At 35.4% G+C, this 23,112-nt stretch carries 22 protein-coding genes; 10 read left to right on the top strand and 12 right to left on the bottom strand.

Translation table 11 applies throughout. The features are described from left to right. Positions 1-27: 27 nt before the first annotated feature. A complete protein-coding gene (locus tag G9371_RS04225; RefSeq protein WP_029423811.1) occupies positions 28-1,449 on the bottom strand; it encodes a GntP family permease in 1,422 nt (473 codons plus the stop codon). A 669-nt stretch (positions 1,450-2,118) separates the two neighbouring features. Here G9371_RS04225 and bla point away from each other — a divergent pair. Further along, complete coding sequence (gene bla / locus G9371_RS04220; RefSeq protein ID WP_077932480.1) at positions 2,119-2,973, top strand: putative subclass B3 metallo-beta-lactamase; 855 nt, start codon at positions 2,119-2,121, stop codon at positions 2,971-2,973. 135 nt (positions 2,974-3,108) lie between these two features. Here bla and G9371_RS04215 read toward each other — a convergent pair whose 3' ends face one another. Beyond that, positions 3,109-3,552, bottom strand: a complete 444-nt coding sequence (locus G9371_RS04215) for a BLUF domain-containing protein (protein WP_004708845.1) — start codon at positions 3,550-3,552, stop codon at positions 3,109-3,111. A 230-nt stretch (positions 3,553-3,782) separates the two neighbouring features. Here G9371_RS04215 and G9371_RS04210 point away from each other — a divergent pair, with 230 nt between their 5' ends. After that, positions 3,783-4,046: a hypothetical protein gene (locus tag G9371_RS04210; RefSeq protein ID WP_002049812.1), complete on the top strand. Its 264-nt coding sequence runs from the start codon at positions 3,783-3,785 to the stop codon at positions 4,044-4,046. Positions 4,047-4,418: 372 nt separating this feature from the next. On the opposite strand, the gene G9371_RS04205 is transcribed toward G9371_RS04210, so the two are convergent. Then, the gene (locus G9371_RS04205; RefSeq protein ID WP_002050243.1) at positions 4,419-4,835 is read right to left on the bottom strand and encodes a hypothetical protein; all 417 of its coding nucleotides are present in this window, start codon (positions 4,833-4,835) and stop codon (positions 4,419-4,421) included. Between the two features lie 97 nt (positions 4,836-4,932). Further along, on the bottom strand, positions 4,933-5,760 hold the full coding sequence (locus tag G9371_RS04200; protein WP_029423809.1) for an RsiV family protein: 828 nt from the start codon (positions 5,758-5,760) through the stop codon (positions 4,933-4,935). Positions 5,761-5,947: 187 nt separating this feature from the next. Here G9371_RS04200 and G9371_RS19180 point away from each other — a divergent pair, with 187 nt between their 5' ends. The 6 genes from G9371_RS19180 (at position 5,948) to G9371_RS04170 (ending at position 11,719) form a co-directional block, all read left to right on the top strand. Next, positions 5,948-6,334, top strand: a complete 387-nt coding sequence (locus tag G9371_RS19180) for a hypothetical protein (RefSeq protein WP_029423808.1) — start codon at positions 5,948-5,950, stop codon at positions 6,332-6,334. A 146-nt stretch (positions 6,335-6,480) separates the two neighbouring features. Continuing rightward, positions 6,481-7,362: a LysR family transcriptional regulator gene (locus G9371_RS04190; protein ID WP_000172956.1), complete on the top strand. Its 882-nt coding sequence runs from the start codon at positions 6,481-6,483 to the stop codon at positions 7,360-7,362. Between the two features lie 245 nt (positions 7,363-7,607). Next, positions 7,608-8,312: a CoA transferase subunit A gene (locus tag G9371_RS04185; RefSeq protein WP_001045563.1), complete on the top strand. Its 705-nt coding sequence runs from the start codon at positions 7,608-7,610 to the stop codon at positions 8,310-8,312. Position 8,313: 1 nt separating this feature from the next. After that, entirely contained in the window at positions 8,314-8,955 is a 642-nt protein-coding gene (locus G9371_RS04180; RefSeq protein ID WP_000312583.1) for a 3-oxoacid CoA-transferase subunit B, read from the top strand. Between the two features lie 116 nt (positions 8,956-9,071). Further along, positions 9,072-10,481, top strand: coding sequence for a short-chain fatty acid transporter (locus G9371_RS04175; protein WP_000414929.1), 1,410 nt, complete (start codon positions 9,072-9,074; stop codon positions 10,479-10,481). 65 nt (positions 10,482-10,546) lie between these two features. Then, positions 10,547-11,719, top strand: a complete 1,173-nt coding sequence (locus tag G9371_RS04170; RefSeq protein ID WP_029424313.1) for a thiolase family protein — start codon at positions 10,547-10,549, stop codon at positions 11,717-11,719. Positions 11,720-11,779: 60 nt separating this feature from the next. Here G9371_RS04170 and G9371_RS04165 read toward each other — a convergent pair whose 3' ends face one another. From G9371_RS04165 to G9371_RS04150, 4 genes are all read right to left on the bottom strand, one after another. Then, complete coding sequence (locus tag G9371_RS04165; protein ID WP_001983834.1) at positions 11,780-12,676, bottom strand: LysR family transcriptional regulator; 897 nt, start codon at positions 12,674-12,676, stop codon at positions 11,780-11,782. A gap of 237 nt (positions 12,677-12,913) precedes the next feature. Beyond that, complete coding sequence (locus G9371_RS04160) at positions 12,914-13,810, bottom strand: LysR substrate-binding domain-containing protein (RefSeq protein WP_001047845.1); 897 nt, start codon at positions 13,808-13,810, stop codon at positions 12,914-12,916. Positions 13,811-14,587: 777 nt separating this feature from the next. Next, positions 14,588-14,809 (bottom strand): hypothetical protein, encoded by a 222-nt coding sequence (locus G9371_RS04155; RefSeq protein ID WP_000668585.1) that lies wholly within the window; start codon positions 14,807-14,809, stop codon positions 14,588-14,590. A 91-nt stretch (positions 14,810-14,900) separates the two neighbouring features. Continuing rightward, positions 14,901-15,086: a hypothetical protein gene (locus G9371_RS04150; RefSeq protein ID WP_000922092.1), complete on the bottom strand. Its 186-nt coding sequence runs from the start codon at positions 15,084-15,086 to the stop codon at positions 14,901-14,903. A 412-nt stretch (positions 15,087-15,498) separates the two neighbouring features. On the opposite strand from G9371_RS04150, the gene G9371_RS04145 reads away from it, so the two are divergent. Next, positions 15,499-16,917 (top strand): aspartate ammonia-lyase, encoded by a 1,419-nt coding sequence (locus G9371_RS04145; protein ID WP_000980437.1) that lies wholly within the window; start codon positions 15,499-15,501, stop codon positions 16,915-16,917. A 55-nt stretch (positions 16,918-16,972) separates the two neighbouring features. Here G9371_RS04145 and G9371_RS04140 read toward each other — a convergent pair whose 3' ends face one another. Further along, the gene (locus G9371_RS04140; RefSeq protein ID WP_029424314.1) at positions 16,973-19,168 is read right to left on the bottom strand and encodes a TonB-dependent siderophore receptor; all 2,196 of its coding nucleotides are present in this window, start codon (positions 19,166-19,168) and stop codon (positions 16,973-16,975) included. Between the two features lie 518 nt (positions 19,169-19,686). Here G9371_RS04140 and G9371_RS04135 point away from each other — a divergent pair. Continuing rightward, positions 19,687-20,973 carry an MFS transporter gene (locus G9371_RS04135; protein ID WP_029424315.1) on the top strand — a complete coding sequence of 429 codons (1,287 nt, stop codon included), beginning with the start codon at positions 19,687-19,689 and terminating at the stop codon, positions 20,971-20,973. Positions 20,974-21,012: 39 nt separating this feature from the next. Here the strand turns inward: G9371_RS04135 and G9371_RS04130 are convergent, their stop codons facing one another. Genes G9371_RS04130 through G9371_RS04120 form a run of 3 tightly spaced genes read right to left on the bottom strand, consistent with a single transcriptional unit; the run spans position 21,013 to position 23,112 of the window. After that, the gene (locus G9371_RS04130; protein ID WP_017816466.1) at positions 21,013-21,294 is read right to left on the bottom strand and encodes a gamma-butyrobetaine hydroxylase-like domain-containing protein; all 282 of its coding nucleotides are present in this window, start codon (positions 21,292-21,294) and stop codon (positions 21,013-21,015) included. Further along, positions 21,278-22,276: a HEAT repeat domain-containing protein gene (locus tag G9371_RS04125; protein WP_032050256.1), complete on the bottom strand. Its 999-nt coding sequence runs from the start codon at positions 22,274-22,276 to the stop codon at positions 21,278-21,280. The genes G9371_RS04130 and G9371_RS04125 overlap by 17 nt, the downstream gene beginning before the upstream one ends. Next, on the bottom strand, positions 22,273-23,112 hold the full coding sequence (locus G9371_RS04120) for an ABC transporter ATP-binding protein (RefSeq protein ID WP_000117516.1): 840 nt from the start codon (positions 23,110-23,112) through the stop codon (positions 22,273-22,275). The genes G9371_RS04125 and G9371_RS04120 overlap by 4 nt, the downstream gene beginning before the upstream one ends.

Below are 23,112 nucleotides of genomic sequence, written 5' to 3'. Positions count from 1 at the left end.
ACTCCTTAATACTTATAACATGCTGATTTAAACAATACCCGTTACGGTAAAGACCGTAATCGCCACAAATACCGCTAATGTCTTAATTACTGTGACTGCAAAAATATCTTTATACGATTGTTTATGAGTTAAGCCTGTAACGGCGAGTAAAGTGATGACAGCACCATTATGCGGAAGCGTATCCATACCGCCTGACGCCATCGCAACTACACGGTGCATGACTTCTGGTGGAATACCCGCGGCTAAAATCGCGGCATTATAGTGTTCAGCCATCGCACTTAAAGCGATACTCATACCACCAGAAGCTGAACCGGTAATACCTGCTAATACGGTTGTGGTCACAGCCCCATTCACTAAAGGATTCGTAAAAGTACTGCTCATTGCATGACTAATCATGGCAAAGCCCGGTAATGACGCAATAATTGCACCGAAACCATACTCAGAGGCCGTATTCATTACTGCTAAAAGTGAGCCACCAATACTGGCATTAATGCCCTCTTTAAAATTCGTCACGACACGTTGGTAATCAAATAAAATTGCAGTAATAATTCCGACAATCAGCGCAAGACCAACTGCCCAGATCGCACCAGTTTTTGCAACGTCTACGGTGTAATCCGCTAATCCAACTGCGGCAAAATCAAAACCATTTGGATACCACTCTTTGATTGCTTTAGACAAATATTTGTTCATTACGGCAACAAGAATGAGAGGCACAAACGCTAAAAACTGACGAGCCGTACTTCCATTATTTTGCAAGTTCATATCGGCTTCAATTTCTTGAGATGGTGTATTGTCTACGCCAAAACCCGAGAAACCTTCGCCAGCTTTTGCAGCAGCTCGGCGACGCCATTCTAAGTAAGCCAAACCCATGCATAGAACAAAAATAGCACCAATAATTCCTAGAAATGGTGCGGCATAAATATTGGTGCCAAAGAATGTAGTTGGAATTACATTTTGAATTTGCGGTGTACCAGGCAAAGCATCCATAGTAAATGTAAATGCACCCAGCGCAATGGTTCCTGGAATTAAACGTTTTGGAATATTCGCTTGTCTAAAAAGCTGGTTTGCAAAGGGATAAATTGCAAATACAGCAACAAATAAACTTACACCGCTATAGGTTAAAATTGCACCTAGTAATACAACCGTTAAAATTGCTTTTTTTGCCCCAATCCATCTCACAATGGTTCGTGCAATAGACTCAGCAATTCCTGACATTTCAACAACTTTACCGAAAATTGCCCCGAGCAAAAACACAAGAAAGTAATCTTTAATAAAGTTCACCATTTTGGGCATAAATACACCCGAATAAAATGGTAAGACATTGGCTGGGTTAATGAGTAAAACAGCAAGTAAGGCACAAATTGGTGCCATGAGAATGACAGAAAAGCCCTTGTAAGCTGTATACATCAACAGCCCAAGCGAAAGTAGAATTACAAATAATTCCCACATATATTCTTTCTCCCTAAAGAATAGATATTAGGTTCAATAAAATTACCAAAAGATATTTAGGTTATCCCAAACCTATAATGATAAAAATCACAATATCTACGATTGGTAATAGATAAATGAGCTTAAAAATAAAATATCACTAAAATATTTAAAAACAATGTAATTTATTTAAATTTTAAAATATCAATAAAATACAGTTATTTATATAAATTTCTTGGTAAAACAAATTATTTAAAAGCCATTATTAATTTATAAAACTTATTAATTATTGAGTAAATTAAATTAATAATTTCATATTATTTAGTAAAGACAATTAAATAATATATTTTTTAAAATAATTTAGTAGATATTCATAATTTAATCTTAAGAAAATAGTGAGAAAGCTGTATCTTAAACATCAAATCGCTATCCTCCCTACATTAAAAACTAGTCTTTACTAATTTATTAATTTGAGTTTTTTGAGAGCTATTTATAGATTGAGCCAAAGGCTTTTTAAAGAGACTGGTTCTGAAATGACTTATCAGTAAGAATGAATGAAAAACAAACATAAACACATAAAAATTTAATGAATGGTCATATTTTTTTATGAATAAATTAGGGTCTAATTATAGCAAAGGCGTTAAAATATAAAACTTTAATTACTGCGACCAACCTACGAGTCCAATAAAGATGAAGAAAAAGATATTGTTTACAGGAAGTATATTGCTGACTTCTCTATCTGCCTCAGCTACACCATTAAAGTTACCTGATGACTGGACACAAAATACTCAGCCATTCCAAATTACTGAAAATATATACTATGTAGGTACTCACGGTCTTGGAACCTATTTATTGACCTCTGATCATCAAGCTTTATTGATAGATACAGGTCTTCCGGAAAATACAGAGCAAATAGAGCAGAATATTAAAAAATTGGGTTTTAAGTTATCAGATGTAAAAATTATGGTTACAAGCCATGCTCATTGGGACCATGTAGGTGCACTGGCCCGCATTAAACAAGACACTGGCGCCAAATTAATTGCTATGCAGCAGGATGTTCGAGCTTTAGAAATAGGAAAACCAATAGGTGAAAACACCTTCCAAAGTATTCCTTTTACTCCAGTTAAAGTTGATAAAGTCATTCACGATGGAGAAGTAGTTAAACTAGGGAAATTAAAACTAAAAGCTACTCTTACCCCAGGCCATACTCCGGGTTGTACAACTTGGTCAACTGAAGTTAAATCTAATGGTAAAAACCTAAATGTTGTTTTCCCTTGCAGTCTCTCTGTTGCTGGCAATGTTTTACAAAATAATCATCAATATCCAAATATTGTAGAAGATTATCGTCAGAGTTTTAAGCGTTTAAAAAATATGAAGGCAGACATTGTGCTTACTAGCCATCCAGAAGTTGCAGATGTTATGGGAAATAAAGCACGCAAAGATGCAGGTCAAGTTAATGCATTTATTCAACCAGAAAAACTTTCTGTTATTGTAAAAGATGCAGAAATGGCATTTGAAAAATCATTAGTTAGTAGTAAGCCGTAAATGTAAAATAGTACTATTTATATTTAATATAAATTTAAAAGCCCTGATTGTGCAGGGCTTTTTTAGAAACTTTAATATCATCACCTTCAACATTTTCTTTTTGGATCTATATCCAATCAAAAAATATATTTTTGGTTAAACTTGATATTGATCCGCTTTCAAATTGGGTTGATCTACAAGTAATTCAATAAAAGATGGGATTGAATTAGTGTTAAGTAAATACGGATTAAACTCATCAACATGATGATGAAAAAAGAAATCTTTTATTTTGGTATTTATAGGCGCAAATTTCATACTCCAATGTTTAAATAACCGCTGTTCGGACGGTTCCAAAAAGATGATTTCGCAGTTTTGATGTCTCGAATCTTTCAAAATTGATTTATAAAATAGCGTCTCAACTTGTTCTTTCTCCCCTTCTAAGTATTGTAAGAAGTATCCATTACCATAGTAAAGCACACCAGTAATGTCATTTTGAGAGTTGAATTTGACTGCTTCTGTGAGGATATCAATTAAATCTTGTTTTATTTGACTATGTTCACTATTGGTTTTACTTGCATACATAAAGCCTATTAAACTCATAGCGATAACTCGAAGATAAATGTCAACGTGCATTCTGACACTTAGATATAAGCCTTACAATGCAACCTACTTAAAACCTTGTATTTCAAGAGTAAAGATTATTATCATTTTGAAAATGACAAACTTTAACAAGCAGAAATGTTTTGTAAATGAATGCCAACCTAACCAATTAACCAGAAAATCTTATTTCAAGTACACTTAAAACCTGTTTTTTAATTTGTGGCGGTCTAATGGAGAACCATGAAATTATTCTTCAAGACGAACACCATAAACAGCTTAAGATTGTCAAAGTTCAAGATGTTCGTTTTGATACTCATACACTGAACCATAGCTACCAATGGTTATGGGTATTTGATCATAGCTCAGAGTTTTTTCCATTTGAGCTGTGGGATCAACTCGACAGTGCAACCGTCCATCAAAAAATAAAGCTGAATAATCAGGTCTTTAAGATTATTAAGATTTTGACAAAGAAAACCAAATTAAGATATTCGTGATCAAAACTTTCTTTAACTAATTTTAATTAATAGAGAAGCTCCCGAAAGTGAGCTTTTCAAAACTTTGTCTAGTGTAAAATTATTAATTTAGCGTACGTAACCATGGTGTAACCGTTAAACCAGTGAGAACTCCTTCTGGACTTAAAAAACGAGTAACTGATTGTACCCACAGGACACAGCTGCTTGATCTGACGATAAAGAAAATTTTATTTATAGGAATTTTCACCAAAAATATTCCGTAATAATAATTTTAAAGCAGTTAATGATTCTTAGTTCAATTAAGAAAAAACCCACTTAATAATGAGTGGGTTTAATCAAAACTTAATGAATATTAACTTTAATTAACTCATTGGCGTAGAGATTTTTAATCTCTTACTTCATTCGAGTTAGTCTTAAGTTAAAGTCAGATGGAAGTAAGATTCGATATTCGATCTCTGCCCCAGGTTTGACTTCTGTTTCTTGAGAAGTTGCAATATTAGGACACATCCCTGCACCAGTTTCTAATCTAAAAATATAATATTTAGGCTCAAGATAAATTGTAGCTATTTCATTTGAGCGAATTGAAAATACCTTTTCATTATTAACATAAATATCATGAGTACAGCCAGAACCCAAAAAACCTTTATCTCTTAAGAACGTAACTTTTGCTTGTTCAGGAGTGTGTTTCTTTAAATAGTTCTGATTATACACTCTCTCATTAGGTATTGGTTTCGCTGTATTTGAAACAACAGGACTTGTTGAACACCCAATTAAACTCAAAACTAATCCTAAAAAAATAATCTTTTTCATGATATTATCCACTTTAATAATGAGTTAAATTTAACAGTTAAGAATAATAAAAACCACCCGAAGGTGGTTTCATCAATTTACAAACTATTATGAATTCCTACACTTCTGTTTTTAAAACAGGCCTTGGTGGTAAAAACTCAGGTTTTATCAGTTGGTCTGTATCATGTAGCTCTAAACTCACGGGACCTAAGACATATGGAGCTAATTCGTAAAGCTGAAAATCAAATGTAATACCACCTGATTGATTGATGTAGAAATTTTCACTTACTTTAAAATCTTCTTTACTAATATAGGGTTCCATATCTTTTTCTTGACACCAATATTCATATTGTTTCCACAATTCGTCTTTAAGTGCATTCATTTTTCCAGTGACTACAATATCTTTTAATCCAATCCGTTTTTTACTTTTTAAGTCAAAAACATAATCTTCAAAAGTGGATATGCCATGTGCTCCACCAGAATATTCCGAGCTAACTTTTGAAAGTTGCACATATTGACCAAACTGTCCATTAAAGCGATAAACTACACTATCTGACCAATTATTAAGACCTTCAGCTTGGGTTTGATTTAATTGTTTTTGCTTTTCTGATGGAGGGGTAAGAGCATCTGCATAATCTTTACGGATTTCTTTATCAATTATTTGATCAATCCAATTAATATTACTTTTAAGCGCAATAGCTTCTTTAGAAGTACATACAATCCCCTCAACATCTGGATTAGGCCCACAAATTTTGGGCTGTTCAAACTTCACAACAAAATTGCGCACTATCATGGCAGGAATAACATTCTCTTCTTTTGGAGGCGGTTCTTTCACCTTTGTAGTTGGTGTTTTTTCTATTTTCTCTGTAGTTTTCTCTTCTGCTTTTTTGACGCAACCACTCAATATAAATGGTATCAATACTAAGCCAAGAACATTTTTATTCATCAATTTTACCTTTGCACAATTTCATTTATCTTTTAAATTAAGTTCTAAAGAATTTAAACTTCACAAATATTTTAATTGAAATAAGGGCGACTTTGCATGTAGATATATTTTTTGCACAATAGTATTTATTTTATTTTTATAATTCAATAGAATACCCAGATAAATATTTATAAGAAAATGAAAAACTATGTGGCTTAAATTTGTCTTGTATCCTCTTGGTATGTTTGTACTGTGGCAAACTATTTTCCTAATCGAACAGGTTTCCTTAGAAAGCTTAAATGCACCAAAATTACTTTTGACTATAATTACACTCATTATAAATTGGGGGATGCAAATTTTGATTGGATATAAAATTGCTCAATTAGCACCAAAACATAAATTGATAGTAAGTACGACCTATATTATCTTTTTCACGTTTATGATCACTATCTATTCTGTAACTATATTATTAGAGGGTTTGAAAGTTGCCCCTCAAAAAATTTGGCTAGGTTATTTGTTTTTCCATGTAATTGGCATGTTCATATATTTTGCAAATAATAGAGATGACTTTTGTTGGGACAACTTACTAAAGTAGTTCAATATTTTCACACTCATTGCCTGTACTTTATTAAGTAAGGTAATGATTATTCTTTTTCATATTTTTTGTCAAAAAACATCATATTAGGCAAATTTTCGTATAAATTACTCTTCTAGGTAAGTTGAGTAATTTAAAGGAAAGAAATGACGCTTAAACAACTAAAAGCTTTTTTGGCCCTTGCGCGTACACTCAACTATGCCAATGCTTCTTTAGAGCTACATCTAAGCCAATCTGCCTTAAGTCTTACCATCAAAAGTTTAGAAGAAGAATTAGGCGGTAAATTATTTAACCGTAATACACGCCGTGTTGAGCTTACCCAAGAAGGTAAATCCCTCATTCCCTATGCAAAAAAACTACTCGCCAACTGGGATGAAATGGAGAACGATGTTAAACAGCGCTTTAAACTCAATCGCGGAACATTAAGTATTGCCTCAATGCCCTTTGTGACCCATGCAATTTTGCCAGAGGTGATTCATCAATTTTTAGCAGTCCATCCCAATCTTAATTTTTCAATTCACGATATTCCAAATGAGACCATTATAGAAAAAGTACAAGACGGTATTTTTGAGCTTGGTATTTGTTTTGAACCTGATCTCACCGAAGGTTTAGAGTTTAAACCGTTGTTTGAAGAAGACTTCTTAGCTCTATTACCTAAGAGTCACCCACTCGCTCAATCATCTTCTATTACATGGCATGAGCTTTGTTCAAATCCATTTGTAACCTTGCAAAAACCCTCAATTGTTCGATATTTAGTTGAACAGAATTGTCTAAGAAATAATATAACGCTCGATTTAAAAGTCGAATGTCATCAAATTTCATCACTTTCAAGTTTCGTTGCTTATGGAATTGGGGTAAGTGCAATTCCAAGGCATTTTGCTAAACACATTGATAAAGAACATAACGTACTGATTGATTTAAAAGACGAAGCCATTCATAAAACAGTAGGAATTGTTTATAAAAAGAACTTTGAAATTTCAAATATTTCTGCTCAATTTATTGAGGCACTGGTTCAATATAAATTTTAAAAAATTAAAGATTGTCTTTTAGTATAAGTTAAGCTTATGGATAAGTTAAATTCTTTAATTTTTATAAGTTTCAATATGTTGTAGAGTAATTTTTAAATTTTTTAGCTTGTATGCGTCTTAAGTTTTGTACTTAATTTGATATTATTCATTGATTATACTTATTAATCATTTAAAAAAATTAACTTCTATAACACAAAATGTGATGCTAAAACTAGAAACACTAAGGGATATAGGAAAACAACAGAATGAATAAAGTTTATGCCAACGCAGAGGCAGCACTGAAAGATGTAATTGCAGACAATCAAACACTTGCTGTTGGTGGTTTTGGTTTGTGTGGAATTCCGGAAAAACTAATTGTTGCAGTTAAGCAAAGTGGTGTGACTGGTCTCACATGTATTTCGAATAACGCAGGTGTAGATGATTTCGGTTTAGGTATATTGCTTCAAACCAAACAGATCAAAAAAATGATCTCTTCTTATGTGGGTGAAAATAAAGAATTCGAGCGCCAATATTTAAATGGTGAATTAGAAGTTGAACTAACCCCACAAGGCACCTTAGCTGAAAAGTTACGTGCTGGAGGTGCTGGAATTCCAGCATTTTACACACAAACTGGTGTAGGTACACTCATTGCTGAAGGTAAAGAAGAACGTATTTTTAACGGCAAAAATTACATTTTAGAAGAATCTTTAACAGCCGATGTAGCTCTTGTTAAAGCATATAAGGCAGACAAGGCAGGTAATTTAGTATTTCGTAAAACTGCTCAGAATTTTAATCCCGAATGCGCAATGGCTGGAAAAATTACAATTGCAGAAGTTGAACAGGTGGTTGAAATTGGTGAATTGGATCCGGATGAAATCCATTTACCAGGTATATATGTGAACCGCATTGTATTAAACGCATCACCTGAAAAACGCATTGAGCATAAAACTTTAAGCACGGAGGCAGTATAAAATGGCTTGGTCACGTAATGAAATGGCACAACGTGCTGCAAAAGAACTTGAAGATGGTTTTTATGTCAATTTAGGTATTGGCTTACCTACCCTTGTTGCCAATTATATTCCTGAGAATATTAATGTTTGGCTTCAATCTGAAAATGGCTTATTAGGTATTGGTGAATTCCCGACTGAAGAAACTGTCGATGCCGATTTAATTAATGCCGGCAAACAAACGGTTACTGCTCGCCCTGGTGCAGCCTTTTTCTCAAGCTCAGAATCTTTTGCCATGATTCGTGGTGGCCATGTCAACATTGCAATTTTAGGTGCAATGGAAGTTTCTGAAAAAGGAGACTTAGCGAACTGGATGATTCCGGGTAAAAAAGTCAAAGGTATGGGCGGTGCAATGGACTTGGTTGTTGGTGTTCAAAAAGTTGTTGTTCTAATGGAACACTGCGCAAAAGACGGTACACCAAAAATCGTGAAAAACTGTAGTTTGCCTTTAACAGGTAAAGGTGTTGTTCACCGCGTGATTACAGACTTAGGCGTAATGGATATTACGCCACAAGGTGTAGAGCTCATTGAACTTGCTAAAGACGTAACGCTCGAACAAATTCAAGCTGCTACAGGTGTCGAGTTTTATAAAACCTTAGTCGCGTAAATTCTAAGGCTTAGTTAGCTGTACAAGACTCAAGTTAGTAAGTGAGCTTGAGTCTTAGCCCTATCAAGCACCGGATGTGCTGTCTATAAATAAGAATGAGAAGGATTTTTTCAGCTATGGAAAAACAGCAAGGAATTTTTGAAAGATTTGCTCTTCGGATTAGTGACTGGTCTGAAAAATGGTTTCCTGATTCATATATTTTTGCTCTGCTTGGCGTCATTATTGTCTCTGTTGCCGCCTTGGGTATTGGTGCTCCAATCCATGATGTAGCGACTTCATTTGGTAATGGCTTCTGGAGTCTTATTCCCTTTACCCTGCAAATGACTATGCTCATTATTGTAGGTTATGTCGTTTCTGTATCTAAGCCCGTAAAATTCCTGATCCAAAAAATGGCGCGTATTCCAAGTTCTGGACGTGGTGCTATTGTTTTGGTGGCAACCGTTAGTTTATTAATTTCACTAGTCAATTGGGCAATAAGTACGATTCTTACTGCACTTTTAGTGATTGCATTAGCAAAACGTAAAGAGCTGAATATGGATTATCGTGCTGCTGCGGCAGCCGCAATCATTGGTATGGGTGCAACTTGGGCTCTTGGAATTAGTTCATCAGCAGCACAGCTTCAGGCAAATAAAACCAGTTTACCTGAGTCAATTTATAACCTGACTGGTGTTATTCCATTTACAGAAACGATTTTCCTTTGGCAATCAATTGCAATGACCATTATTTTAGTGATTGTTTCAATCGCTATTGCATATTGGTCTGCCCCAAAAGGCAATAGCGTTAAAACCATTGATAGTTTTGATGTGCAATTTGAAGAAGAAAAAACAAATGAAGCAAAATCTACTCGTCCAGGTGACTGGTTAGAAAATTCGCCTATTTTAACGATTATTGTGGTGGTTTTAGGCTTAATCTGGATGTTTTTTGAATTTTCAAAAAGCAATCCCATCATTGCCATTTCAAGTCTCAACACCTACAACTTCGTGTTTTTAATGCTTGGGTTAGCTTTACATGGCACACCACGGAACTTTTTAAATGCTGTTGCAAAAGCAGTTCCGGCAGTATCGGGCATCTTAATTCAATTTCCACTGTACGGAAGTATCGCCTTTATTATGACCCAAGCTTTAAATAGCCAAGACTTATCGCTGTCACATTATATTGCCGAATTTTTCGTTTCAATCGCTTCAAAAGAAACCTTTGCAATTGTGATGGGAATTTACTCTGCGGTACTTGGATTTTTTGTACCTTCAGGTGGTGGAAAATGGATCATTGAAGCCCCATATGTAATGCAAGCAGCAAATGATTTAAAGGTTCATTTGGGTTGGTCTGTACAAATTTATAATGCAGCCGAAGCTTTACCAAACTTAATCAATCCATTCTTTATGCTTCCAATGTTAGGCATTTTAAAACTAAAAGCAAAAGATGTGATTGGTTTTACAGTGACGCAGCTCGTTGTGCATTTTCCTTTAGTTTTATTCTTGCTGTGGTTCTTTGGTAGAACGCTCAGCTATACCCCTCCAACTTTTTAATTTAGTGGCGCCTTTAGTTTAGGCTAAAGGCAAATTTAGCAAATACACCAATAAGAGATATTAAGATGAGTTCAATTGTTATAGTTTCAGGTAGCCGTACTGCAATGGGTGGTTTTCAGGGTAGTTTATCTTCTCTAACTGCTCCAGAACTTGGCGCTGCTGTCATCCGTGAATCGATCCAACGTGCAGGTGTTAAACCTGAACAAGTAGATGAAGTGATTTTCGGTTGTGTACTCAGTGCAGGTATTGGTCAAGGCCCTGCTCGTCAAGCCATGCGCAAAGCTGGCGTGCCTGATCATGTCGGAGCTGTGACCATTAATAAACTTTGCGGCTCTGCAATGAAAGCGGTGTTAATGGCATCAGATACATTAAAAGCAGGTAGTGCCAATATTATTGTGGCTGGCGGCATGGAATCTATGACGAATGCACCTTATATTTTGCCTAAAGCTCGCGGTGGTTATCGTATGGGACACGGCGAAATTAAGGATCATATGTTTTTAGATGGCCTCGAAGATGCAGAAACAGGTCGTTTAATGGGGTCTTTTGCTCAAGACATGGCAAATACCAAAGGCTTTACCCGTGAGCAAATGGATGACTTTGCAATTTCTTCACTTAAAAAAGCGCAAACTGCGATTATGGAAGGTTATTTCAAAGAAGAGATTGTTCCTGTTGAAGTAAAAACACGTAAAGGTGTTGAAGTTATTGATCAAGATGAGCAACCATTAAAAGCAAATCTTGAGAAAATTCCAACTTTACGCCCTGCTTTTAGCAAGGACGGTACAATTACAGCCGCTAACTCAAGCTCTATTTCTGATGGTGCTGCTGCGTTAGTACTTACCACTGAAGAATATGCTCAAAGCCATGGTTTAAATACTTTAGCAAAAATTGTGGCAACTTCTACTCACTCACAACATCCAAGCGAATTTACCATTGCTCCAATTAGTGCAATTCAAAAAGTACTTGAGCGTGCTGATTGGTCTGTTGATGAAGTAGATGCTTGGGAAATTAATGAAGCTTTTGCAATGGTGGCGATGGCACCAATTCATGAGCTAGGAATTGATGAAGCAAAAGTAAACGTCCATGGTGGTGCATGTGCATTAGGCCATCCAATTGGTGCTACAGGTTCAAGAATTATCCTTTCTCTTATTTATGCATTAAAACGCTTAGGTAAAAAGAAAGGTGTCGCTGCCCTATGTATTGGTGGTGGTGAAGCAACAGCCGTTGCGATTGAAATTTAATTTAAAATTAAAAGAAGATGTAAGGATTTTCTTACATCTTCTTTTTTATAATGAAAATTCTTAAGCGGTTTTAAATAGCTCATAACAGGTTTGACGGAACCATTTATGGCTACTCTTGTGGTGACAAGACATATGCCAATGTTGCTTAACATCATAAGTTGGAAAATCAAGCGGTGCCGGTAAAATCTGTAAGTTCTCTCTAACCAATAAAACCTGACTTAAATAATATGGCACAGTGGCAATAGCATCTGTTTCCTGAACGACCAATCCCACTCCTAAATAACTTGGTAAGCGAATTAAAATATTTCGATCCAGCCCTTTATTTTGTAGCTCATTTTTGATGTGATAATGCCCAATACCCGCATCAATATCGATGTGAGATTCACGCATATAATCCTCTAAAGTGAAATTATTTGGGTCTAAACGTGGATGGCTTTTTGAGCTAATTACGACATAGTGTTGCCGAAAAAACTTCTGCTGATAAAAACCTTCTTCTAATTGCGGTAAAAAACCTATGGCTAGATCAATTTCGCCGTTTGCCATTTGATAGCTAGTTTCTGGAGTAATAGGCCTAATATTTAAACGAATCAAAGGTGCTTTTTCTTTTAAATAATTGGTTAATTGCGGCAACAAAACCAAATGAGACACATCAGTCATCGCAATCGTAAACAACTGATCTGAGGTCAAGGGGTCAAAGTTCACATTAAAATTATTAATACTTTCAACCTTATCAATAACTTCGCTAATGAGTGGAAAAATTTGCTTTGCCAGTTCAGTCGGAATCATTTCATTACCGACTCGAATAAACAAAGGATCATTAAAATGTTGGCGGATTTTGTTTAGACCATTACTAACGCTCGGCTGTGTCAAACCAATGGCATCTGCAGCCATTGAAACACTTTTGAACCGATAAATATGATAAAAAATATTTAATAATCTACTGTCTAGATCAAACAAAATTGTCTCCGCTTGGACTCAATAATCCATTGAAATAAGTTCAAAGTAGGTATGAAAGAGATAAATACTCCTATACTCTACTTTTGACTTATTGAAATTTACTCTAAATTATCAAAGAATTTAGACAAGGGGCAATGCTTTATACTGCCTTTCATCGTAAAGACCAAAGCATAATCTACTTATTTGCTTAATTTATATATAAATATCGTGTACTTCATCACTTCAAATGAGTAGACGTTATAGGTCTTGCTGGCCTTTAAAACCATTCCATATTTTCTGTACCGACTTATTATCACTCAAATTATTTTTGAAGATATAAATATCTTGAGCAAGGCAATATTCTTGTTGGTCTAAAATGACTAATTTTCCGGCTGCAAGGTCTTCTTCAACATTAATTTTTGGAATCCAAGCAACCCCTAGACCTTGTAAAACCAGCTCTTTTAAATTGGTGGCATTATCTGTTTCATATAACGTTTTATATATAAGTTTACCTTCAATCAGTTGATCTACCAGTTTTCTTAAGTACGCGTGTTTACTATACGCTAGCAGAGCAAAGTTACTTTGTATTGTATGTTTCGGGCTATGGTCGGGTTCAGTTGCAGAAACCGGTACAATAACCGTTTCAGCAATTTTAATACCACTTAAAATATCATCTCCAACTTTTCTAATATTGCTTTTATCTGCATAGCAAATCATAAAGTCACAAGCACCTTCTTTTAACAAAGATAGGCCTTCTCCACTATTCGTTGCGACAATTTCAATTTTTAAATCACGAATAAGTGTAGGAAATTTCTTTAGAAAAGTAGTTAAAAATCCAGAGGCTAAAGAATGAACAACGCAGAAACGAATGGTCGATTCAGTTTCATTTTTAATATTTTTAATTAGTTTTGCGGTCTCCTCTACCTGTTTTTCAATATTTTTAGACATCACTAATAAAATTCGACCAATGTCTGTAAATTCGATGTTGTTTTTGTTGTTCCTAATAATGACTTCAGCACCAATCATTTCTTCAATTTGTTGAATTCTTCGAGTAAATGCAGACTGGCTAATAAATCTTTTCTCTGCTGCTTTTGAGATTGAACGTTCACGTTCTAATGTGAGGAGATCCTCTACCCAACGGACTTCTAAATTCATCTTATCTATTCCCTTTTAGATTTGTAATTTTATTAATTGATATTTTTGGGAAGTAGCATAAATAAATTTAGTGATGAGAAAGAATGATAAAACATAGGGAGTACCTGCAAAAATGCGAGAAGTGAAAGGACAAAGCCAATCTATAAAATTAAGTATTTAATAATTCTGACATAGAAAAGAAGATAAGAAAATAATAGGTTTTGTTTTCATGAGACAAGAGATGAACATAAGTACAGTTCAGCTAAAAAAATTATTTAAATCAACCAATAAAAACCCATCATAAAAATAAATAAGCGATCTTGAAAAGATAACTTTTAGAAATAAGCGCGAACTTATTTTTGTACATTTTATTCATAAAAAAAGTCCGCACCTTGGGGAAGAATGCGGACTGTAAACTGTTTCAATAACCGATCCTTATGTTATTGATTAAATTTTTCAGAATCTTAATTAAGATACTTTTCCACTATAAAAGTTAGTTAAAAAATCTATTTTCATACCCTTTTTACTTTGCCGAACCCAAAAAACATGAAAAATGATTTTTTACTCACTCAATGGGTTGGTAAGGTAATAATTGATTAGAAAATGATTACCTTACCTCATTTCAGGATTTAAGCAGTCATAATAATTGATTGTATTTAAATACAATATTTGAAAAGAGTATAAGATAAAAAGATAATCCCGACTATTATACTAAAGTATCTATTTGGGTGTACGCAAACGTATTGAGTCGCCTTTAAAAGCGGTGACGATTTTCGCAGACGGGTTGATCAAAATGACCTAATATTCACCAATCAAGTAGTATAACTTTCTTGAAATTTCAACCATCATATTAGAAGTATATTGACTGATTTCAAATATCTGTTTTTTCTGTGGATTGAAAACCATATTGTCTTTTTCATCACTAAAAAAAACATAAGTTGTGTATTTATCCATGTGATGAATATGCTCTTTCAAGCTGAGTTTCTCACCAGAGTTAGGGTCATATGCAATAAACTTCATTCTCATGCATTTGTCTCTTTACAGCGTGCTTACACCTTATAAAATTTCAGTCAAAAGATTATTTAACAGACAATAATCTTGAATGCCTAAATTATTGATACGATGCAGTAGGGATATTTTGTTTAGCTTTTTGAATAGATAACTCAGCATTCTTAATTGATTGCTCAGCTTCTTTAAGCATGTGCGAACTTTTAGTTTCAGCTTTTTCTTCATTACCCCAAAGGAGATAACAAGCAAAACTTCCCAATATTAATAAAGCAGCAGTTACTTTTAACATAAACTTAATAAATCAAAATTTTCTGTATTATAAGTATTTTTATGTGAAATGCATCACAATTTTATTAAAATTTATTAAACAAAACTCATTATTTGCTTATATAAATTAACTTTCACATGAAAAATCAAATATTTTTTGATTTTAATACACGGAAATGATTACTTAGTTTTCTGTATAAATTTTGATTTACTTACATTTTCACACCTTTGACCCATCTATAAAATTAAATAAATATTTGAATATATTGAACTTTATAACAAGTATTCATTCTATATACGCTCATATACTAACGATTATTTCTCGACTATCCTCTTTTTTGTTATGCAAAAAATGCATAATTGCTTTAATAAATGCATTAGAAGTGAAGCATTTCGAATTCTAAGATGAATCATCTTAACTAATTCGAAGTTTAATGATGAACGCTGATATTACTACCCGTATTGAGAAGGATCTTATTGGTCATCGAGAAATCAACAATGACCATTATTACGGAGTTCAAACATTACGTGCTTTAGAAAATTTCAACTTAACAAATAGCAAAGTTGGAAATTTCCCTAATTTAATTAAAGCATTAGCTATGGTTAAACTAGCTTGTGCTGAAGCAAACTATAATCTTAAAAACTTAGATCAAACTAAATTTGAAGCGATTGAATACAGCTGTAATCAGCTTATTCGTGGTAATTTCCATGACCAGTTCCCAATCGACATGATGCAAGGCGGTGCTGGCACTTCAACCAATATGAATGCAAATGAAGTATTGGCAAACGTTGCTTTAGAATATATGGGCCATTCTAAAGGTCAATATCAATACTTGCATCCAAATAACGACATTAATATGTCGCAGTCAACAAATGACGTATACCCTACTGCAATTCGTTTAGGTTTATTACTTAGCCTAGATGAGTTAAATCTTCCATTTAACAATTTGATTCTTAGCTTCTTGAATAAATCTCAAGAGTTTGCACACATTTTAAAAATGGGTCGTACTCAGTTACAAGATGCTGTACCAATGACATTAGGTCAAGAGTTTGGTGCTTTTGCGGTAACTCTACAAAAAGACCTTGAGCAAATTAATACGCTTATTCCAAATGTTTTAGCTTATATGAATCTTGGCGGTACAGCGATTGGTACGGGAATTACCACTGAATATAGTTACCGTGAACTCGCGATTCAAGCACTTGGAAAAATCTCTGGTAAGAAAATTAAGTCAGCTCCAGATTTGATTGAAGCCACTTCTGATATGGGTGACTTTGTTCTTTTATCTGGTTTATTAAAACGTACTGCAACTAAACTTTCAAAAATTGCCAATGACTTGCGTTTACTTTCAAGTGGTCCACGTACTGGCATTAATGAAATTAACTTAGAAGCACGTCAACCAGGTAGCTCGATTATGCCGGGTAAAGTAAACCCAGTTATTCCTGAAGCAATGAACCTTGCTTGCTTCCAGATTATTGCAAATGATTTGGCTGTAACGTTAGCTGCTGAAGCTGGTCAATTACAGTTAAATGCAATGGAACCACTTATTGCATTCAAACTGTTTGAATCGATGGACTTGCTTGGTAAAGCAATGGCAATGTTCCAAACTAAGTGTATTGATACGATTACGGCGAACCCTGAACACTGTAAAGCTTTGGTTGAAAATTCAATTGGTATTGTGACTGCACTTAACCCATACCTAGGTTATGAAACTACAACTCGTATTGCTAAAACTGCAAACGAAACTGGGCAAAGCGTATTGGCTTTAGTTCAAAATGAAGGTTTATTATCAGCACAAGTGCTTGATGATATCTTATCGATTAATAATATGGTTAAACCAAAAATGTCGGCTTAATTCCTGAAATAAAAAAGGAGCTTTTAAAGCTCCTTTTTTATTTGTTCCATAACTTTTAAAAGCTAAAAGTTGTAGAAAATTGAGCTGTGCGAGGATTACCTAAGAAGAGATAGTCATCACCCATAAATGCGCCTACATCACGCCAATATTTCTTATTAAACAAGTTATCAACATTGAATCTAAAAGTTGTGTCATGCCCAACAAAATTTGTTTTATAGGCAGCACCAATATTAAAGACGCTATAGCCACCTACTTTTGCAGTTCCCTCTTTGTTTGCATATTTACTGCTACTGTATTGCATACCACTCAGTAATCTTAACCCTTCAATTGAAGGTACTTTATAAGATAACTGTGCAGTTGCGCGTACCTTTGGTACATTTTGAGTTTGATGACCTTTGTAGCTGTCACTCTCAATATCAACAAGACGTGATTTGGTGTATGTAATGCCAGAGCTTACGTCAACTGTATCGGTTAAAGCGCCCGTTAAACCTAACTCAATACCTTGGTTGTGCTGTTCACCTTGCTCAACAAAATCAAAACTTCCATCTGTATTTACTTTGCTATATTGATTGTCTTGTTTTAAATCAAAAATAGCTGCTGTTACCAAGAAGTTTCGAATTTGTTGCTTAACACCAACTTCATATTGTTCAGAGTTTTTAGGAGATAGAACTTCTAGAGCATTATTAGCGAACCACGGAGCTTCACCACCATCTGATAATCCTTTGGCATATGAAGCATAAAGATTAGTCGTGGAAGTTGGACTATACATGAGTGCTAATTGTGGCAAGAATTTGTTTAAATCCGTATCACGGCTTTGCTGCCCATCTGAATTATAAGCTTGCTCATCAAGATGAATCAGTTTCCCACCGAGTAAGGTTGACCAGTGATCATTAAATTGAACTCGGTCAGATACAGTAAATGCAGTCTGATCACTCTGTAGAGCTTTGTAACGATCGCCTGGACTTTCCAATGACGGATTGTAGTCGACCGTATTTTCATAGATATTGCCTGTTCCTATAAATCCATTAAGTGGTGTATGGTGTTTTAGAGTTTTATAAGTATGTTGTAATTCGAAAGCGATTTGATGCTGTATATTGCCAGTATTGAATTGACCATTTAACCCAGCAGCAAACTGATTGGTTATACGTGCATCATCTGGACTGCGATAATCATAAATGTCATAGTTGCCATCTTTGTCGAATACTGCAAGTTCATTACCTGATGAGTAATAACTTCCATAAGGAAATACAATATAATCATCAATCACAACACGGCTTCGAGACGCACTTAAGCTACCATTCCATTGATCGTTAAATGCATATTGATATTTCAAACTCGCATTTAGACTGTTATTTACAACAGGCTTACTCCAAGACTGGTAACCCAATAAACGGTCTTGATCTACATTTGTTGGTACTTCTTGCCCATCAAGCAGTTGATAACCGGGTACTGAACGTTGACTTTGATGCTGGGCTTCAATATCGAACAATAATTTAGAACGCTCACTAATTTTCCAGTCTAAAGCAACTGAACCAAACTCACGCTTACCATTTGCGTGATCAACATTTGGATGGATGCTTTCATGGGCTAAATTGATTCGATAACCAAAACTATTATTAACAAAGCCGCCAACATCTGTTGCCAGCGTATAGCCACCTTCTGAATTTGCATCTACAGTAATGTTTTTAACATCGGCTGGTCTTTTGGTTACATAGTTAACCACACCACCCGGCGTCGACATTCCAGATTGAATTGCAGAAATGCCTTTTAAGATTTCAACTTGTTCTTTATTTTCTAAAGCCACGTTTTGTTCGCCACGTATAGTATGGCCATTAATGAGATAACTTGAGCCTAAATCAAGCGCAAAACCACGTGCTACAAAATTTGGATAGTAGCCAATTGCAGCATAGCCATCGCCTAAGGATGAATCATTTTTAATCACATCGGTCAGTGTTTTTGCGTGTTGATCTGCTATACGTTCAGATGTAATGGTGGTAATAGATGCAGGTACTTTCTTTACATCACCAGTTTGAAAACCAGATAAACTCACTTTTTTTGATGTGTATAGTGCATCACTATTTTGTGTAGCGTTCACAGTAATGGTTGGGAGCTGCGAAACCTCTGCTTCATTTGCATAGACGACAGATGTTATGAGTGCAATAGATGAAGCCAATGCTGTTTTAGAGCATGTCATGAAGTGAAGATTTAACGAACGTCTTTCCATTGAATAACTACCTGCCATACCGTGCATAATTTGAAGCGCTAGAAATAAGTGCTGAGCCGATTTTTAGCCACGCAAGAATACAGCTACATATATTGAGAAACAACATATTCTGTATTTTTTCGATTAAGTGAGTTTAGTTCGACTTTTTCAACTTATCATTCTATGAATTTCATTTATTTTCTTGGGAATTGATACTATAACTTTTTAAGTATTATCAAATATTCAAAATACACTTAAGCTCAAAATGTCACTTAAAAGGAGAAACAGAATAGAAAAATACTGGTATTAAATTAGCTTACTGATTTTAAAAACAATTAATTATTCAGTTAAATAAAAGGAAGTGTTCGATCATTGGTAAAAAACTCTTTAAATCGAACAAAAGGACGTAATCTTACTAGAATCGAATTTTAAAATTAGAAAAAATGAATGGTTAGGAATTCTAAGGACGTGCTCAGGGTTGAGTGATTTTTAAAAAGTTCATTCTATTTTCTGTTTAGCCCACCTAAAAAGTTCCTAGTTTTTGTCTACAAAGTGATGGAAGAAATATGACATATACTCAGGAAGAAAAACGTAGCAGGATACGTGGGATTGTAGGCGCAGCCTCTGGTAATTTAGTCGAATGGTTTGATTTTTATATTTATGCAGTATTTGCTGCTTACTTTACTCAAGCTTTAACCGCGCCAGATATGGATAGCACAACCAAGTCTATTTATGTTTGGGGGGTGTTTGCAGCAAGCTTCTTTATGCGTCCGATTGGAAGCTGGCTATTTGGTCGTATTGCAGATCGACATGGCCGAAAGAAGTCGATGATCATATCAATTTGTCTGATGGCTTTAAGCTCCTTTTTATTTGCAGCTTTGCCTACTTATGATCAAGTCGGTTTATTTGCCCCTTTTCTATTGCTCCTTGTTCGTTTACTTCAAGGCTTATCAGTGGGTGGTGAATATGGCGCCGTTGCCACTTATATGAGTGAATTAGGCTTAAAAGGTCAGCGTGGTTTTTACTCATCTTTCCAATATGTCACTCTCTCTGGTGGTCAATTGCTTGCAAGCTTACTGGGCGTTATTTTGTTGACGTTCTTAAGTGAACAACAATTACATGATGGCGGTTGGCGTATTCCATTTGTTATTGGTGGTATCGCAGCAATCTTATCTTTGCTTGCACGTAGTCGTTTAGAAGAAACGCTTTCTCATCAAGACAGCGAACGAAAAGAGTCTGGTAGCTTAAGAGAACTCTTTAAAAAGCACTGGAAAACCTTTTTATTGGTGGTTGGATACACTTCTGCTGGTTCATTAACGTTTTATGTAGAGACTGTTTATTCAAAAACCTATTTAACCAACTTAGGGATGGATGGAAAAACCGTTGGTTATATCATGACCTTCGCCCTATTTGTTTATATGTGTGCTCAACCTGTATTTGGTGCAATTTCGGACCGTATTGGACGACGCTCTTCAATGTTGGCATTTAGCTTATTGTCCGCCATTTTTATTTACCCCGTCATGGTGATCGGGATGCGTGCCTATATAGATTCTCCGATCATCATTACATTGCTACTCATCTTTATGATGATGTTACTCAGCTTCTATACTTCCATTAGTGGTTTGGTAAAAGCTGAAATGTTCCCACCTCATGTGCGAGCTTTAGGTGTAGGTTTCTCTTATGCAGTAGGCAATGCGCTGTTTGGTGGTTCTGCACCTTCAGTTGCCTTACAGTTTAAAGCTGCCGGAATTGAAAATACCTTCTTTATATATGTGATTGTCATGCTGATTATCTGTTTCTTATGTAGCCTTGCGCTTCCGAAAAAACCAGTTTATTTAGAACATGATCATTAATTAAATAAGATGCCTTCTGTCCCAAGCAGAAGGCATCTTTTAGCTCTTAGCAAATTCTTTTAAAAAAGCCCACGGAAAAATCCCTTTATCATGTCCATCGCTAAAGCAAATTTGGGCACCATAACCTTGATCAAACATAGCTATCACTTCAACATTTTGATGTTCTATTTTAATTTGTTTAATCCGCTTCGCTCGGCAAAAGCCACATGGGCAAATTTCCCTTAAACTTTGATGACTCAGACATACGCTTGAGCCATCGGTCCATATAAAGTGAACCTGCTTATTTATAGTGTCGACACGGATATCAGGTCTGGTTTGCATACTTCACCTCACCAATTTGATTTAATCCAATACGAATCGCTTTTCGTACTTCTGGATCGGAGTCATTTTGGTGTTGTTCCAATAGCTTCTGAGCTTCTGCTGTACCAATTTCACCGAGTGCTAAAGCGACTTCTTTACGCAAGTTACTAATTTCATGCTTAAAGTTATCAGTCAAATGAGCAACTGCCAGATGTGATTTAAGTAGTCCCAAACTCCGTACTGCTGCAATACGTACTTGCCAATACAAGTCTGATACAGCATGAATTAAAGGAGCTTCGAGCTGAACAATACGTAATTTTCCAATCGTAAGAGCAGCTTCCACTCTTAGTTGCCAACTTTCCGAAGTTAAAGAATGTTGAAGTGCTTGGATAACTTCAACCGATATGCTCTGACTATAAGCCAAACCACCTGTTGCAATACGGCGGACCTCATCATCTATATCTGTTTCGGCAATTTTTGCCAATATCGTAATTGCTTGGTCTTGTTGTAACCAACTTAATGCACTGACTGCCTCACGGCGTACAAATGCATCTTCGTGGTGTACCAAAGCAGATATCTCTTCAAATAATTGCTGTGGTCGTAAAGGTTTTAAAGCACGCAGAATTGCACCAAGAGCAAAAGTATCCGTATGCTTTAAATACGGTGCCAGTATCTGGGCCGATGCTGGATTTTTGACTTCACTTAAACTCTGGCTGGCAGCTTGTCTCACATTCAGATCAACATCAAATAACGCTTGCGCCAATACTTGCAAACTGGTTGGGTCTTCCCAGCTTTCTAAATTTTTTGCTGCCTCTTCACGAACTAAAGCTGAAGAGTCGTGTTGTAGTGCTGCATGCAACCACGGAAGTAAATCCGGATTTTCTTCATCACCAATATTCATTAAAGCGACAAAGCGGATCTTTTCATCTACATGATTGAGCTGCGCAAGAAATTCCTGATTATATTCATCGATATCATCTAAAGCTTGATAATAAAAACTCATTCGTATTCCTTAATTTGTGATTTCTTTCCAAGCCCTAATGGATTTAAACGGCTTAACTCTTCTTGTTGAGTGGCTTCTTTTAAAGTCTGGATGCAATGTTTTTTAATGGCTGTAAATTCACTACTTGTTACAAGCTCAACATCTCGTGGACGTTCAAACTTAAGCGGAATTTCTTCAATAATTCGCCCTGGTCGATGGCTCATAATCAACACTCGATCGGCTAAAAAAAGTGCCTCATCAATATCGTGGGTAATAAATAAAACCGACGTTTGAATTTCTTGCCAAATTTCGAGTAATAGCATTTGCATTTTTAAACGAGTTTGAGCATCTAACGCACCAAACGGCTCATCCATTAATAAAATGCGAGGTTGATTAATCAGTACTCTCGCAATTTCAACCCGTTGCTGCATGCCACCAGAAAGTTCAGCTGGAAATTTATGTTCAAAACCTTTAAGTCCGACCAGATCAATCATTTTCTGAGCTTGTTCAATACGCTTTTGTTTAGCGATGCCTTTCATTTTTAAACCAAAGGCTATATTTTCGAGCACGCTTTTCCACGGAAATAAGGTATGTTGCTGAAACACCAAACCTCTATCTGGATGCGGTTCAAATATCGATTCATCATCGACCGTTAAAGACCCAGAACTAATCGGTAAATGCCCTGCCAAAGCACCTAATAATGTAGATTTACCGCAACCAGATGGGCCAAGTAGACATATAAACTCGCCCGGTTGTATTTCGAAATTAACCCGATCTAATGCCTGAAAACGATTTTTAGCTTGCCCTAAATGTAGAGATAGATTTTGAATACGTACATGGCCTTGTGTAACTGACAT

The organism is Acinetobacter sp. EKM10A (assembly GCF_011075215.1).
Taxonomy (GTDB): domain Bacteria; phylum Pseudomonadota; class Gammaproteobacteria; order Pseudomonadales; family Moraxellaceae; genus Acinetobacter; species Acinetobacter baumannii.
This window is presented reverse-complemented; position numbering and strand designations above follow the sequence as displayed.

What these genes read in the sequence shown, in the direction of transcription:
- G9371_RS04225 (WP_029423811.1), bottom strand. Translation starts at nt 1,449, where the DNA reads ATGTGGGAATTATTTGTAATTCTACTTTCGCTTGGGCTGTTGATGTAT.
- bla (WP_077932480.1), top strand. Translation starts at nt 2,119, where the DNA reads ATGAAGAAAAAGATATTGTTTACAGGAAGTATATTGCTGACTTCTCTA.
- G9371_RS04215 (WP_004708845.1), bottom strand. Translation starts at nt 3,552, where the DNA reads ATGAGTTTAATAGGCTTTATGTATGCAAGTAAAACCAATAGTGAACAT.
- G9371_RS04210 (WP_002049812.1), top strand. Translation starts at nt 3,783, where the DNA reads ATGGAGAACCATGAAATTATTCTTCAAGACGAACACCATAAACAGCTT.
- G9371_RS04205 (WP_002050243.1), bottom strand. Translation starts at nt 4,835, where the DNA reads ATGAAAAAGATTATTTTTTTAGGATTAGTTTTGAGTTTAATTGGGTGT.
- G9371_RS04200 (WP_029423809.1), bottom strand. Translation starts at nt 5,760, where the DNA reads ATGAATAAAAATGTTCTTGGCTTAGTATTGATACCATTTATATTGAGT.
- G9371_RS19180 (WP_029423808.1), top strand. Translation starts at nt 5,948, where the DNA reads ATGTGGCTTAAATTTGTCTTGTATCCTCTTGGTATGTTTGTACTGTGG.
- G9371_RS04190 (WP_000172956.1), top strand. Translation starts at nt 6,481, where the DNA reads ATGACGCTTAAACAACTAAAAGCTTTTTTGGCCCTTGCGCGTACACTC.
- G9371_RS04185 (WP_001045563.1), top strand. Translation starts at nt 7,608, where the DNA reads ATGAATAAAGTTTATGCCAACGCAGAGGCAGCACTGAAAGATGTAATT.
- G9371_RS04180 (WP_000312583.1), top strand. Translation starts at nt 8,314, where the DNA reads ATGGCTTGGTCACGTAATGAAATGGCACAACGTGCTGCAAAAGAACTT.
- G9371_RS04175 (WP_000414929.1), top strand. Translation starts at nt 9,072, where the DNA reads ATGGAAAAACAGCAAGGAATTTTTGAAAGATTTGCTCTTCGGATTAGT.
- G9371_RS04170 (WP_029424313.1), top strand. Translation starts at nt 10,547, where the DNA reads ATGAGTTCAATTGTTATAGTTTCAGGTAGCCGTACTGCAATGGGTGGT.
- G9371_RS04160 (WP_001047845.1), bottom strand. Translation starts at nt 13,810, where the DNA reads ATGAATTTAGAAGTCCGTTGGGTAGAGGATCTCCTCACATTAGAACGT.
- G9371_RS04155 (WP_000668585.1), bottom strand. Translation starts at nt 14,809, where the DNA reads ATGAAGTTTATTGCATATGACCCTAACTCTGGTGAGAAACTCAGCTTG.
- G9371_RS04150 (WP_000922092.1), bottom strand. Translation starts at nt 15,086, where the DNA reads ATGTTAAAAGTAACTGCTGCTTTATTAATATTGGGAAGTTTTGCTTGT.
- G9371_RS04145 (WP_000980437.1), top strand. Translation starts at nt 15,499, where the DNA reads ATGATGAACGCTGATATTACTACCCGTATTGAGAAGGATCTTATTGGT.
- G9371_RS04140 (WP_029424314.1), bottom strand. Translation starts at nt 19,168, where the DNA reads ATGCACGGTATGGCAGGTAGTTATTCAATGGAAAGACGTTCGTTAAAT.
- G9371_RS04135 (WP_029424315.1), top strand. Translation starts at nt 19,687, where the DNA reads ATGACATATACTCAGGAAGAAAAACGTAGCAGGATACGTGGGATTGTA.
- G9371_RS04130 (WP_017816466.1), bottom strand. Translation starts at nt 21,294, where the DNA reads ATGCAAACCAGACCTGATATCCGTGTCGACACTATAAATAAGCAGGTT.
- G9371_RS04125 (WP_032050256.1), bottom strand. Translation starts at nt 22,276, where the DNA reads ATGAGTTTTTATTATCAAGCTTTAGATGATATCGATGAATATAATCAG.
- G9371_RS04120 (WP_000117516.1), bottom strand. Translation starts at nt 23,112, where the DNA reads ATGTCAGTTACACAAGGCCATGTACGTATTCAAAATCTATCTCTACAT.